A 13,390-nucleotide genomic window follows, 5' to 3' on the forward strand; every position below is an offset into this window, starting at 1 on the left:
GGGTTTCGGCCGGTGCGGCGAGAGTGCGTGCCGGGCGCCGTGGGTGCTGTGCGGGACTTTCGAAACACCCCCTAGCCTCCGGCGGTCGTGCGGAGGGCCCGCTCCCGGCAGACGCTGCGAGAGCGTGCCCTCCGCGCTGCATCGAGGGGCGACGACCCTTGCCACAGGCCCGCCACCCACCTGCACGTCCCCCGCCGCACGCCCCATCCTCAGCTCACCCCACCCGCACAGCCCCCGCCCCACCCCCGGAGGGACCCGTCACTCACGTGGCCCCCGCGAAGACGCCCCCCGGCGCCCCCGCCCGTAAGGATGCGGGCATTGGTATACGCATGCTCCACCGCCGGACGGCCCACGCACGGGCGCAGGCAAAGGCGCAGGCAAAGGCGCACGCCAAGACGGCCCCGCCTGCACCGCCCCCGCCGGTCCCGGCCTACTCCGCCACCGCAAGTACCGCCCGCATCCCCACCGACCCGGCCACGGTCCTGCGCCGCGCGACCGCCGCCGTCCCCACCGACCTGGCCGCAACCCTGCGCCGCGCGACCACCGCCGGCACCGCCCGCATCCCCACCGGCCTCGCGGCAGCCCTCCGCCAAGCAGCCCTCCGCCAAGCAGCCCTCCGCCAAGCAGCCCTCCGCCAAGCAGCCCTCCACCACGCAGCGCTGCGTCACGCAGCCCTACGCCACGCCGCCGCAAGCACCCGGCGCCGGCTCGATCGCCGCGAGCGGGACGCCGTACGGCGGCAGAAGCGCGAGGCATCCGTCTGGCGGCTGTGGGTGGATCTGGGCCGCGGCTATCTGGCGCTGGGCCTCACACTGCTGCCCCGGTCGCGTCCGATGCCCACGTTCACGGTGTTCACCGCTGTCAACGAGTGGCCGATCGACGCTCCGTCTCGCCGACGCCCGAACCGTCGGACACCGGGGCCGGACGCCACACCCTGACCCCGGCGGCGTACAGCACGACCCCCAGGACGAGCCCCGCGCCCGCTCCGAAGCACAGCGTCGGAATCAGCTCCCAGGGCTTCGCGGTGGACCCCCGGTACTCCCACCACTGCGTCGTCCGCTCCACCGCCCCGACGAGCGCGCAGCCGCCGATCACGACGCCGGCCCACCACCGGTCCCGTACCGACAGTGCCGGAACCCCCACCGGCTCGGCCGCGGGCGTCCGCCGTAGCGCGTACGCGACGAACACGGCGATCACGACCGCGGCCACGGCGGAACCGCCGTACTGCAGGTACCAGTACAAAGGGGAACCCGCCACCTTCTCGCCGAGGACGGGGAACACCCGCATCCCCCACCGGTCGAGGTGCGTGAACGCGTCCCACACGACGTGGGTCAGCGCACCGAGTGCGGCGGACACGTACCACCAGGCCACCGAAGCGGGCCGTACGCGCGCGCGTGGCGCCCCGCAGCGCGACAGCGTCGCCACTCGCCCCTGCCGGGCCGGCGGCAGCAGCGCCACCAGCGGCTCGCGTACCAGCAGCCACAGCCCGACCAGCGACCAGGCGACCAGTACGTCGAATGTGAAAACGCCAGGGAAGGAGTGCGTGAACTCGCCGAACTCCATCGCCCCGGACAGGACACTCGTCGTGTAGTAGGTCATGTCGGGCGCGAAGGAACCCGCCACGAGCACGGTCGGCACGAGTGGGCCCCGGCCGGTTCCGTCGGTGCGAACGGCGGGAAGTACGGCTGCCGCATGGCTCAGAGTGAACGGCAACGAGGCTCCTTGGACGTGGATTCGAACCGACCGATCACGCCACGATCCCACATGGCCAACCGGTGAAAATCGGGCACGAACGGGTGCCCGAGGAAAGGAAGTTGTCGTAGGGTCACCTGGGTCACCCTGCTGGGGACACGGCCGGACCGGACATGAACCTTGCCACGGGGGGGCGCAACCCTCACGGCGGGTCGACAGTCACACCAGGTCGAGCAGGACAGACGGACACGCAGGACAGACGGACACGACAGACAGAGACGGGCGCTCGGGCGTCCACGGGAGGGGTTCACTTTATGGCGGCGCAATTCGGTAGGAGGCTGCGCAAGGGTGCGGCAACCACCGCCGTGGCCGCGCTCGCGGTCGCGGCCCTGTCCGCCTCGCAGGGACCGGGCGCGACGGCCGACGACCAGGGCGGCAGACCGGCCACCACCGGCGCCGAGACCTCGCCCGACGCGGCCGCCGACACCGGTGGCGCGACCGGCAACTCGCCGTACTACACGGACCTGCCGCCCCTGAACAGCCCGAGCCCCTCGCCGACCATCGGCACGCCCGCCTCCCGGGGCGACACCGCGACCGAGGCCGGCATCCCCGCGACCGTCCTCGACGCCTACAAGAAGGCCGCGTCCGAGCTGCGGTCGGCCAAGCCCGGCTGCAATCTGCCCTGGGAACTCCTCGCCGCCATCGGCAAGGTCGAGTCGGGCCAGGCCCGCGGCGGCCAGGTCGACGCGAACGGCGACACGACCTCCGCGATCCTCGGTCCGCAGCTCGACGGCAACGGCTTCGCGCTCATCAAGGACACCGACAACGGCGCGTACGACGGCAACAGCACGTACGACCAGGCCGTCGGCCCCATGCAGTTCATCCCCTCCACCTGGGCGTGGGCGGGCCGCGACGGCAACGGTGACGGCAAGAAGAACCCCAACAACATCTACGACGCCGCGCTCGCGGCGGGCCACTACCTGTGCCGCTTCGGCTGGGACCTGTCCACCCAGGCCGATCTCAACAGCGCGATCCTCAGCTACAACCACTCGCAGGACTACCTGAACACGGTCCTGTCGTGGCTGGAGTACTACCGCAAGGGCACCCACGAGATCCCGGACGGCACCGGCAGCCTGCCCGGCGACCGCAGCGACGACAACGACAGTGCGACCGTCACGCCGTCGCCGTCGCCAACGCCGCCGGCCTCGGTCAAGCCCAGCCCCAAGCCGGAGAAGCCCGAAACCGGCACTCCGAGCCCGAAGCCGCCCACGACGAGCCCGCCGAGCACCACGCCTCCGTCCGCGCCCGCCACTCCCACCGACACGGTGGACCACCTGGAGGACGCGGGCACCGCGAAGCTCACCGCGCAGGCGGGCGACGCGTTCACGGAGAGGGTGAGCACCCGGGCCGAGACCAAGGCCGGCGCGGCCGTCGCCAAGGTCCGCATCCGGTTCACGATCGTCGGTGCCACCGACACCACCTTCACCGGAGGCGAGAGCGTCGCCACGATCGTCACCAACAGCACCGGCGTGGCTGTCGCGCCCGCGCTGCAGGCGGGCGAGAAGACGGGAACCTTCACCGTCCGCGCGACCGTCGTGGGCCGTTCCATCAGCGGCCTCGACTACACGGCCACCGTCGCCGAACGCGCCGCCGACACCCTCACCCGCACCAGCGACACCGCGCTGACCTGCGTGCCGGGCGGCGAGTTCGCCGACCAGGTCGAGGTGAAGGCGACGTACGACGGCAAGGTCGCCGACAAGGTGGCCGCCACCGCCACGCTGATCAAGTCGGCGCTCGACCCGAGCGAGAACGACAAGGGCCCCTACTTCAAGGACGCGGACGGCAAGACGGTACGCACCCTGACCGGCCTGGAGACGGACGCGAACGGCGTACTGAAGCTGCCGAAGCTGTACGCGGACGACACCACCGGCACGTTCATGCTCCGCATCACCACCGCGGGCGGCGCGGCGCTGAACGTCACGCTGACCGTGGCGGCGGCGGAGACCTCGTCCCCGAGCCCGTCGGCCAGTCCTTCCGCATAGCGGTACTTCGTCACAGCGGTACTTGGTCACGGCGGCGCCCTCCCGAAAGGGGGGCGCCGCCGTTGTGTGTGCAACGTGTTCTCATCTCACCCGCCCGTTGCTACGGTGCCGGACCTGACGATGTATCAGTTCCAGCTCGCCCGGAGGCAGGCATGCGTGCCCTGATCGCCGCCGCGACCGGTCTCGCCGTCGCGCTCGCCCTGGTCCTGACCATCACCGCCGTGGGCGCACCGTCGGGCGACACGTCCCCGAAGCCGCTGTTGACGACGGTGCCCGCACACCCGTAACGACTCGCGAGGGAGACCGAGATGCGCCGAAAGTCCAGTCTCGTCCTGCTCGCCCTCGCCGTGCTCTTCGCGGCGCTGTCCCCGCTGGTGCGCTGGTACGCCTTCCCGCGCCTGGCCAAGATCCCGGCGAACCAGTACCAGGACATGGTCCTGGAGGCGAAGGACGCCACCCTCCTCGACTACGGCACGATGCAGGCGAAGAAGGTCCCCAAGGTCACCATCGTGCAGACCCTCAAGGGTAACGTGGAGGCCTCCGAGAAGATCGAGAAGACGGCCGGAAAGGACGTCGTCGTCTGGGACGGCCTGTCCTACGTCCAGGGCCCCGACGGCAAGATGGTCTCCAGGATCCCCGAGCGCTACATCTTCGACGCCCACACCCAGGAACCCGTCCACGCCACCGGCGAGATGGTCGACGGCGACCCGGTCAGGCGCGAGGGCATCGAGTTCAAGTGGCCGTTCCTGACGGAGAAACGGGACTACGAGTACTTCGACGCGCAGGCCCGCATCACGGCCCCGATCCACTACAAGGGCACCCAGGACTTCCGAGGCGTCGAGGTCTACTACTTCGAGCAGACCATCCCCTGGACCAAGGTGCCCTTCCCCAAGGCCATGCCCGTCGCGGGCATCACCCCCGAGTCGGTCGCCGAGACCGGCACCACCCGCTGGTACACCACGGTCCGCAAGTTCTGGGTCGAACCGCTGACCGGCGCCCCCGTCTACGGCGAGGAGATCCACAAGGAGGAACTGCGCGGCGGCACCCTGCTCGGCGGCCGCGAGAAGGTGACGGCGTTCGCCGGCCACGTGAAGATGCGCGAGGACTACATCGAGCACACCGTCGACCTGGTCAAGTCCAACCGCACGCTGGTCCTGCTGATGACCTCGTACCTGCCCTGGGGCTTCCTGGTCCTGGGCGTCCTGCTCCTGTCCCTGTCCTTGTATCTGGAGGCCCGCGCCCGCCGCCCGGCCGACCCCGCTCCGACGGACGCCACGGAACCGGAACCGGTCACCGCCTGAGCCGCGCGTTGGTGTACCGCGTCGGCTCCGCACCGGCCGGATCCTCGGGCCACGGATGCTTCGGATACCGACCGCGCAGCTCCGCCCGCACGCCCTTGTAGCCGTCCTTCCAGAAGGAGGCGAGGTCGGCGGTGACGGCGGCGGGCCGCCCGGCGGGGGAGAGGAGGTGGACGAGGAGGGGAACCCCGGCCACGGCGGGCGACTCCTGCAGCCCGAACATCTCCTGCAACTTCACGGCGAGAACCGGCTGTTCGGGATTGCCGTAGTCGACCTTGATCCTGGACCCGCTGGGTACGGCGATCCGCTCGGGCGCCAGCTCGTCGAGCCGCCCGGCGTCCCCCGAGGCCCACGGAAGCAGCCGGGTGAGCCCCTGTCCGGCATCGATCCGCCCGAGGTCGGCACGCCGCCGCGCCCGCCCCAGCTCGGGCTCCAACCACTCGTCCACGCGCGCGTGCAGAGCGTCGTCCGAGACGTCGGGCCACGGCTCCCCGAGATGCAGACGCAGAAAGGCGAGCCGCTGCCGCAGCACGAGGGCCTCGGCCGACCACCGCAGCAACCCGAGCCCGTCTTGCCGCAGCCCTTCGAGGAGCGCTTCCCGTACGAGTTGGGCGTCGGCGTTCTTGAGCGGGCGCACCGCCAACTCGACGGCCCCCAGCCGCTCGACCCGCCGCGCGACGACGTCCCCGTCGGCCCAGTGGACCTCGTCCCGGGTCTGGGCCAGCGTGCCTGCCGCCAGCCGGGCAACGCCCTCGTCCACAGCCGCCCCGAGCCGCACGCGCGCGTGCCCCTTCCCGAGGGGACGGTCGGCGACGGCGACGGCGATCCAGGGAGCGCCCCGCAGGCCGCTGCCCTCACCGATCTCGGCGCGGGTTCCGGAGACCATGAGGTAGGAACCGCCGTCGGCCTTGGCGACCCGCTCGGGGAAGGCGAGAGCGGCGACGAGCCCGACGAGACCGTCCTCACCGGCGGGTGCCGGCCGACCCTCGACACCTGCGGGCGGCCGGGAGATCTCGGTGGCGACGCCTCGCAGCCGCCGAACCTCCGCACGCCACAGCGCCCCATAAGCGTCACTTCCACGCCGCGCGGCCCGCAAGGCAGCCGCCAGGTCGTCCCCGTACTCCCGAGGCGGCTCCTCGCTCAGCAACGCGACCACCTCGGCGGCCCGCTCCCCGCCCACCACCGCGGCGGAGTCCAGCAGCGCCCTCCCCAGCCGGGGATGCAGCCCCAGCCGCGTCAGACGCACACCCCGCTCCGTGGCCCGCCCGGCGGAGTCGACCGCCCCGACGGCCGCCAGTACCGACCGCGCGGCCGCCATCGCCCCACTCGGCGGCGGATCCAGCAACGCCAGCCCAGTAGCCCCAGGATCGCCCCAGCACGCCGTCTGCAGGGCGAACGCCGTCAGGTCGGCCACTTTGATCTCGGGGGCCGGGAAACGCGGCAGACGCGCGTCCTCGGCCTCCTTCCAGCACCGGTACACCGCACCTGGCGCCTCACGCCCGGCCCGCCCCGCCCGCTGCCGCCCCGCCGCCAGCGAGGCCCGTACCGTCGCCAGCGCGCTCAGCCCGCGCGCGTGGTCGACCCGCGGCTCCCGGGCCAGCCCGGAGTCGACGACCACCCGCACCCCGGGAACCGTCAGCGAGGACTCGGCCACCGAGGTCGCCAGCACCACCCGGCGCCGCCCCGCAGGAGCCAGCACCGCGTCCTGCACGGCCGCGGGCGCCCGGCCGTGCACCTGGAGCACGTCCACACCACCGAGATCACCCAGCTGCCCGGCGACCCGCGCGATCTCGCCCACGCCCGGCAGGAAACACAGCACGTCCCCCGCCCGCTCGGCCAGCGCCCGCCGCACCACCGACGCCACGTGCGCCAGCAGCGCGGGATCGACCCGCATGCCGTGCGGCGGCCGTACAGGACGCACCGGCGGCGCCCACACCACCTCCACCGGATACGAGACCCCCGTCGCCTCGACGACCGGCGCCCCGCCCAGCAGCCGCGCCCACCCCTCGGCGTCGGTCGTCGCGGACGCGGCCACCAGCCGCAGCTCCGGCCGCAGCGTCTCGCGTACGTCCCACAGGAACGCCGCCACCGTGTCGGCGTCCAGATGCCGCTCGTGGCACTCGTCGAGCACCACCACGTCGACCCCGGACAGCTCCTGGTCGCGCTGCAACCGCTGCAACAGCACACCGGTCGTGACGACCTCCACGCGCGCGTGGCGCCCGACGACCCGCTCGCCGCGCACCGTGTAGCCGACGCTCTCGCCGACCTTCTCGCCGAGCAGCCACGCCATCCGCCGGGCCGCCGCCCGCGCCGCGATCCGCCGCGGCTCGGCCACGACCACCCGCCGCGCGGCCCCCTCGCCCAGCAGACCGGCCAGGGCCAGCGGCACCAGGGTCGTCTTGCCAGTGCCGGGCGGCGCGACGAGCACGGCGGTGCCGTGGCCCTCCAGGGCGTCGTTCAGACCGGGCAGGGCAGCGCGTACGGGAAGGGCGCCCAGAGCGTCGTAACGGATCACGCCCCCAGTGTCGTACGCCCGCGGGAAGGCCCCCCGCGCGCGTGCGTTCTTACTTCTCGGACCCGTTCGCATTCTCGGACCCGTTCGCAGTTGTTCAGTCCCGTTCGCACACGAAGATCGCCGTACCCGGGATCAGGTTCCCGCGCAGCGGGGACCAGCCGCCCCACTCGGTGGTGTTCCAGGCCGGCCACTCCGGCTCGACCAGGTCCACCAGGCGGAAGCCCCCGGCCACCACGTCGCGCACCCGGTTGCCGATCGTCCGGTGGTGCTCGACGTACACCGCGCGGCCGTCGTCGCCCTGCTCGACGTAGGGCGTGCGGTCGAAGTACGAGGCGGCGACGGACAGCCCCTCGGGGCCCGGCTCGTCAGGGAACGCCCAGCGGATCGGGTGCGTCACCGAGAACACGAAGCGGCCGCCCGGGCGCAGCACCCGGCGTACCTCCTTCAGGACCAGCACCGGGTCGGCGACGAAGGGCAGCGCGCCGTACGCAGAGCAGGCCACGTCGAAGGAGCCGTCCGCGAAGGGGAGCGCGCCGGCGTCGGCGCACACCAGAGGGAAAGGCGCGCCGATGCGCAGCGCGTGCTGGAGCTGGCGGTGGGAGAGGTCCAGGGCGACCGGGCGGGCGCCCTGCGCGGCCAGCCAGCGCGCGCACTGGGCCGCGCCGGCGCCGATCTCCAGGACGTCCTTGCCCTTCAGCTCCTCCGGCGGGCCGAGCAGCTCGGCCTCCACCTCGTCCAGGCCCTCGGGGCACCACACGAAGCGGTCGTCGCCCAGGAACGTGCCGTGCTCGATCTGGTACTCGTCCGCGTTGCGGTCCCACCAGCCCCGGTTGGCCCGGGAACTCTCGGTGACACCGGCCGTGCGCCGGGTGGCTTCCGGCTCGGACGTTTCGGGCTCTTGGATGATCGGCTCCCTCGTATTAGTCTGCGGCCACTTCCGTCCGACCTGTCGCGACAGGCGTCACGCAGGGGACCTCATCGGGCCCGCGTGGCCTCGTGAGACAGGTTTTGTGCCGGGTATGCGGCGATCCGCCCCGGGTGTGCGGCTTCGCGCATTGACCCTGTCCGGCTGCCCCCGTATGCTACAAGTTGCGCTGCGGGCCTGCGCTCCTCAGACGTAGCAGGCTGCGCTCGCATCTGTTGTATGTCCCCTCGGTTGTCGAGGCGCCATCACCAGTTTTTGGTGGGGCGCTTCCTTGGCTGTCCGGCTTCTTCAGAGCGAAACGGGCTCCCGGCGTAAGCAGTACCTACGACTCACTGTCCGTACCGGAGCCCTTTCCCACATGACGAGCAGCACCGAGACCACCTCTACCACTCCGCAGGTAGCGGTCAACGACATCGGTAACGAGGAAGCTTTCCTCGCCGCGATCGACGAGACGATCAAGTACTTCAACGACGGCGACATCGTCGACGGCGTCATCGTGAAGGTCGACCGGGACGAGGTCCTGCTCGACATCGGTTACAAGACCGAAGGTGTCATCCCGAGCCGCGAGCTCTCGATCAAGCACGACGTCGACCCCAACGAGGTCGTCGCCGTCGGTGACGAGATCGAAGCCCTTGTTCTCCAGAAGGAGGACAAGGAAGGCCGCCTGATCCTCTCGAAGAAGCGCGCCCAGTACGAGCGCGCCTGGGGCACCATCGAGAAGATCAAGGAAGAGGACGGCATCGTCACCGGTACCGTCATCGAGGTCGTCAAGGGTGGTCTCATCCTCGACATCGGCCTCCGTGGCTTCCTGCCGGCTTCCCTCGTCGAGATGCGCCGTGTCCGCGACCTCCAGCCCTACGTGGGCAAGGAGCTCGAAGCCAAGATCATCGAGCTGGACAAGAACCGCAACAACGTGGTCCTGTCCCGCCGTGCCTGGCTGGAGCAGACCCAGTCCGAGGTCCGCCAGACGTTCCTCACCACCCTGCAGAAGGGTCAGGTCCGTTCCGGCGTCGTCTCCTCGATCGTCAACTTCGGTGCCTTCGTGGACCTGGGTGGCGTCGACGGTCTGGTGCACGTCTCGGAGCTCTCCTGGAAGCACATCGACCACCCCTCCGAGGTTGTCGAGGTCGGCCAGGAAGTCACCGTCGAGGTCCTCGACGTCGACATGGACCGCGAGCGCGTCTCCCTGTCGCTGAAGGCGACCCAGGAAGACCCGTGGCAGCAGTTCGCCCGCACGCACCAGATCGGCCAGGTCGTGCCCGGCAAGGTCACGAAGCTGGTTCCGTTCGGTGCGTTCGTCCGCGTGGACGAGGGCATCGAGGGTCTGGTCCACATCTCCGAGCTGGCCGAGCGCCACGTGGAGATCCCGGAGCAGGTCGTCCAGGTCAACGACGAGATCTTCGTCAAGGTCATCGACATCGACCTCGAGCGTCGTCGCATCAGCCTCTCGCTGAAGCAGGCCAACGAGTCCTTCGGTGCCGACCCGGCCTCGGTCGAGTTCGACCCGACGCTGTACGGCATGGCCGCGTCGTACGACGACCAGGGCAACTACATCTACCCCGAGGGCTTCGACCCCGAGACCAACGACTGGCTCGAGGGCTACGAGACCCAGCGCGAGGCTTGGGAGCACCAGTACGCCGAGGCGCAGCAGCGCTTCGAGCAGCACCAGGCTCAGGTCATCAAGTCCCGCGAGGCCGACGCTGCCGCCGAGGCCGAGGGTGGCGAGACCGCCGCTCCGGCTCCGTCCGGTGGTGGCGGTGGCGGTGGCGGTTCGTACTCCTCCGAGGGCCCGGACAACTCCGGCGCGCTGGCCTCGGACGAGGCGCTTGCCGCCCTGCGTGAGAAGCTGGCCGGCGGCCAGAGCTGATCTTGAGCAGTAGCTCTTGAGCAGTAGCTCGTGAACTGAGGGCCCGTATCCCGGTGGGGTACGGGCCCTCGGCGTGTCCGGCGCCGTCGCCCTTGCAGAAACGTGCGGGATACACGAATAACTGATGGGCCGTAACCGGCCATTGGGAGGCTTCCCCGGTCACTCATGATCGGAAAGGGAGCCGAACGCATGGCACAGACTCACAGCGGGCCCGGCACCAGTCGGCGTTCGTTCCTGCGGAACGTCGGTCTCACGGGTGGGGCCGGCGCCATGTTCGCCACCATGGGAGCCCTCGGCCTCGCTCCCACCGCACAGGCCGCCCGGCGCGAACAGCCCTTCCGCGCCCTGAACGCGAGCGACTTCACCCTCACCGGGCGCGCCGCCGCCAAGGTGGTCGTCATCGGCGGCGGCATCGCCGGGCTGACCACCGCGTACGAACTCGGCAAGGCCGGCTACGACTGCACGGTCCTCGAAGCCAGGGACCGCACCGGCGGCCGCAACTTCACCGTGCGCGGCGGCGACACCACGACCGACCTCTACGGCAACCGGCAGACCGCCCGCTTCAGCGACGGCCAGTTCATGAACGCGGGCCCCGCCCGCATCCCGCAGTGGATGGTCACCCTCGACTACTGCCGTGAACTCGGCGTCCCCATCGAGGTGTTCACCAACGTCAACGCGGACGCGTACCTCTACAACGAATCGGCCGGGATGACGAGGCCCGAGCGATACCGCACCGCCAAGGCCGATGTCTACGGCTATGTCTCGGAGTTGCTCGCCAAGGCCACGAACAAGGGCGCCCTGGACGGGGAGCTGACGGCCGATGACAAGGAGCGCCTCGTCGACTTCCTGGAGGACTGGGGCGAACTCGGCGACAAGCTGACCTACGAGGGCGGGGAGCGGCGCGGGTACACGACCGTCCCGGCCGCCGCAGGCACCCCGGGAGTACTCCTCGGGGACGTCCCCAGCGCCTCCGAGGTCTTCGCCAGCGGTGTCGGACGCTACTTCCCCTTCGAGTTCGGCTTCGACCAGGCCATGCTGATGTTCCAGCCCGTCGGCGGCATGGACCAGATACCCAAGGCGCTCACGCGTGCGGTCGGCGCCCACCGGGTACGTACAGGGGCGGTGGTCTCGAAGGTCACCGACACCGGAAGCGGTGTCTCCGTCGCCTACACCCAGGGCGGTCGTACGAAGGTCGTTCAGGCCGACTACTGCGTCGCCGCCCTGCCGCCCAACATCCTCGCCAGGGTGCCGCACAACCTCGGCTCCGGAGTGCAGTCCGCCCTGGAGGCCATCACCCCGTCGTCCGCGGCCAAGATCGGCCTCGAATACACGTCCCGCTGGTGGGAGCTGGACCACCGCATCTACGGCGGCATCACCGAGACCGACCAGGACGTCACCCACATCTGGCATCCGTCGCACGGCTTCCACGACGAACGCGGCCTCCTCATCGGCTACTACAACTACGACGACGCCGCCGACACGTACGCCAAGCTCAGCCCCAAGGGGCGCGAGGAACGGGCGGTGGCCGCCGGCGTGAAGATCTACGGCGAGAAGTACCGCACCCAACTCGCCTCCTCCTTCTCCCACCACTGGCGCCAGACACCCCACCTCGAAGCCGCCTGGCACGACACGCCCGGCGGCCCCGACGACATCCGCTACAAGCCGCTCAACGAGCCCACGGGACGCGTCTACTTCGCCGGCGACTGGCTCAGCTACACCGACGCCTGGCAGCACGGGGCGTTCAGCTCCGCACAGAAGGCGGTGACGGCCCTCCACGCGCGCGTGCTGTCGTCGTAAAGCCGGTGACACCGCGCAGCAGGGCACGAAAAGGACGGTGCATGAAAAGGCTGTAAGAGGTGCCTGATCAGGAGCGTGGGCGGGAATGCCCACGCCCTGCACCGCGTTGTGCAGTACGAACACGAGGAGGAGCGGTCACAGTGCTTGATCCGCAGGGTTTGTACGCATGGGAGCCGAAGGGCCTCGCCGTGGTGGACATGGCGCTCGCCCAGGAGTCGGCCGGCCTTGTCATGCTCTACCACTTCGACGGATACATCGACGCGGGCGAGACCGGCGACCAGATCGCCGACCGGATCCTCGACTCGCTGCCCCACCAGGTCGTCGCCCGCTTCGACCACGACCGGTTGGTGGACTACCGTGCGCGCCGCCCGTTGCTGACGTTCAAGCGCGACCGCTGGGTCGAGTACGAGGAGCCCACCATCGAGGTGCGCCTCGTCCAGGACGCCACCGGAGCGCCCTTCCTGCTGCTGTCCGGCCCCGAGCCGGACGTGGAGTGGGAGCGCTTCGCCGCGGCCGTCCAGCAGATCGTGGAGCGCCTCGGGGTCCGCCTGTCGGTGAACTTCCACGGCATCCCCATGGGCGTCCCGCACACCCGCCCGGTGGGCCTCACCCCGCACGGCAATCGCAACGACCTCGTCCCGGGCCACCGCAGCCCGTTCGAGGAGGCCCAGGTGCCCGGCAGCGCGGAGGCGCTGGTCGAGTACCGCCTCATGGAGGCCGGACACGACGTCCTGGGCGTCGCGGCGCACGTCCCGCACTACATCGCCCGCTCCCCGTATCCGGACGCGGCGCTGACCGTCCTGGAGGCCATCACGGCGGCCACCGGGCTGGTCCTGCCGGGCATCGCCCACGCGCTGCGCACGGACGCGCACCGTACGCAGACCGAGATCGACCGCCAGATCCAGGAGGGCGACGAGGACCTCGTCGCCCTCGTGCAGGGCCTTGAGCACCAGTTCGACGCCGCCGCGGGCGCCGAGACCCGAGGCAACATGCTCGCCGAGCCGGTCGAGATCCCGTCGGCGGACGAGATCGGCCTGGAGTTCGAGCGGTTCCTGGCCGAGCGGGAGGGCGAGGGCTAGGGCCTGTCCGGCGGATCAGGTCGCAGGACATCGGCGGTGCCTCATCGACGCAGGTGAGCGGGGCATGGTGCGTCGAGCTGCAAGGCGGATGTCACTGCTGCCCCGCGTCTGCGGCATGATCCGCCGGACAGGCCCTAGGGGGTGTTTCGAAAGTCCCGCACAGCACCCACGGCGC

Annotated in this window: 10 protein-coding genes; 7 read left to right on the forward strand and 3 right to left on the reverse strand. The window is 70.8% G+C overall.

The window, feature by feature from the left end; all coding sequences use genetic code 11:
- Positions 1-329: 329 nt before the first annotated feature.
- Positions 330-938 (forward strand): hypothetical protein, encoded by a 609-nt coding sequence (locus tag AC5P09_RS49585; RefSeq protein WP_493880250.1) that lies wholly within the window; start codon positions 330-332, stop codon positions 936-938.
- Here the strand turns inward: AC5P09_RS49585 and AC5P09_RS49590 are convergent.
- Positions 862-1,764, reverse strand: coding sequence for a DUF4184 family protein (locus AC5P09_RS49590; protein ID WP_493880251.1), 903 nt, complete (start codon positions 1,762-1,764; stop codon positions 862-864). The genes AC5P09_RS49585 and AC5P09_RS49590 overlap by 77 nt on opposite strands.
- Before the next feature lie 242 nt (positions 1,765-2,006).
- On the opposite strand from AC5P09_RS49590, the gene AC5P09_RS49595 reads away from it, so the two are divergent.
- From AC5P09_RS49595 to pgfA, 3 genes are all read left to right on the forward strand, one after another.
- Positions 2,007-3,734 (forward strand): lytic transglycosylase domain-containing protein, encoded by a 1,728-nt coding sequence (locus AC5P09_RS49595; protein WP_493880252.1) that lies wholly within the window; start codon positions 2,007-2,009, stop codon positions 3,732-3,734.
- 152 nt (positions 3,735-3,886) lie between these two features.
- Entirely contained in the window at positions 3,887-4,021 is a 135-nt protein-coding gene (locus AC5P09_RS49600) for an SPW_0924 family protein (RefSeq protein WP_307674054.1), read from the forward strand.
- Between the two features lie 21 nt (positions 4,022-4,042).
- The gene (pgfA, locus tag AC5P09_RS49605; protein ID WP_493880253.1) at positions 4,043-5,035 is read left to right on the forward strand and encodes a cell envelope lipid trafficking protein PgfA; all 993 of its coding nucleotides are present in this window, start codon (positions 4,043-4,045) and stop codon (positions 5,033-5,035) included.
- Here pgfA and hrpB read toward each other — a convergent pair.
- Both hrpB and AC5P09_RS49615 read right to left on the reverse strand, forming a co-directional pair.
- Positions 5,025-7,547, reverse strand: coding sequence for an ATP-dependent helicase HrpB (gene hrpB, locus AC5P09_RS49610; RefSeq protein ID WP_493880254.1), 2,523 nt, complete (start codon positions 7,545-7,547; stop codon positions 5,025-5,027). The genes pgfA and hrpB overlap by 11 nt on opposite strands.
- Before the next feature lie 94 nt (positions 7,548-7,641).
- Positions 7,642-8,505, reverse strand: a complete 864-nt coding sequence (locus AC5P09_RS49615; protein WP_493880256.1) for a class I SAM-dependent methyltransferase — start codon at positions 8,503-8,505, stop codon at positions 7,642-7,644.
- Between the two features lie 325 nt (positions 8,506-8,830).
- Here AC5P09_RS49615 and rpsA point away from each other — a divergent pair, with 325 nt between their 5' ends.
- From rpsA to AC5P09_RS49630, 3 genes are all read left to right on the forward strand, one after another.
- Positions 8,831-10,339 (forward strand): 30S ribosomal protein S1, encoded by a 1,509-nt coding sequence (gene rpsA / locus AC5P09_RS49620; RefSeq protein ID WP_266441267.1) that lies wholly within the window; start codon positions 8,831-8,833, stop codon positions 10,337-10,339.
- A gap of 270 nt (positions 10,340-10,609) precedes the next feature.
- Entirely contained in the window at positions 10,610-12,136 is a 1,527-nt protein-coding gene (locus AC5P09_RS49625) for a flavin monoamine oxidase family protein (RefSeq protein ID WP_493880257.1), read from the forward strand.
- A 140-nt stretch (positions 12,137-12,276) separates the two neighbouring features.
- On the forward strand, positions 12,277-13,215 hold the full coding sequence (locus AC5P09_RS49630) for a PAC2 family protein (RefSeq protein ID WP_493880255.1): 939 nt from the start codon (positions 12,277-12,279) through the stop codon (positions 13,213-13,215).
- Positions 13,216-13,390 lie beyond the last annotated feature (175 nt).

It is taken from the genome of Streptomyces sp. a15 (assembly GCF_059026085.1).

Bases quoted from the DNA above. Each gene is read 5' to 3' on its own strand.
- AC5P09_RS49585 (WP_493880250.1), top strand. From the start codon at position 330: ATGCTCCACCGCCGGACGGCCCACGCACGGGCGCAGGCAAAGGCGCAG.
- AC5P09_RS49595 (WP_493880252.1), top strand. From the start codon at position 2,007: ATGGCGGCGCAATTCGGTAGGAGGCTGCGCAAGGGTGCGGCAACCACC.
- AC5P09_RS49600 (WP_307674054.1), top strand. From the start codon at position 3,887: ATGCGTGCCCTGATCGCCGCCGCGACCGGTCTCGCCGTCGCGCTCGCC.
- pgfA (WP_493880253.1), top strand. From the start codon at position 4,043: ATGCGCCGAAAGTCCAGTCTCGTCCTGCTCGCCCTCGCCGTGCTCTTC.
- rpsA (WP_266441267.1), top strand. From the start codon at position 8,831: ATGACGAGCAGCACCGAGACCACCTCTACCACTCCGCAGGTAGCGGTC.
- AC5P09_RS49625 (WP_493880257.1), top strand. From the start codon at position 10,610: ATGTTCGCCACCATGGGAGCCCTCGGCCTCGCTCCCACCGCACAGGCC.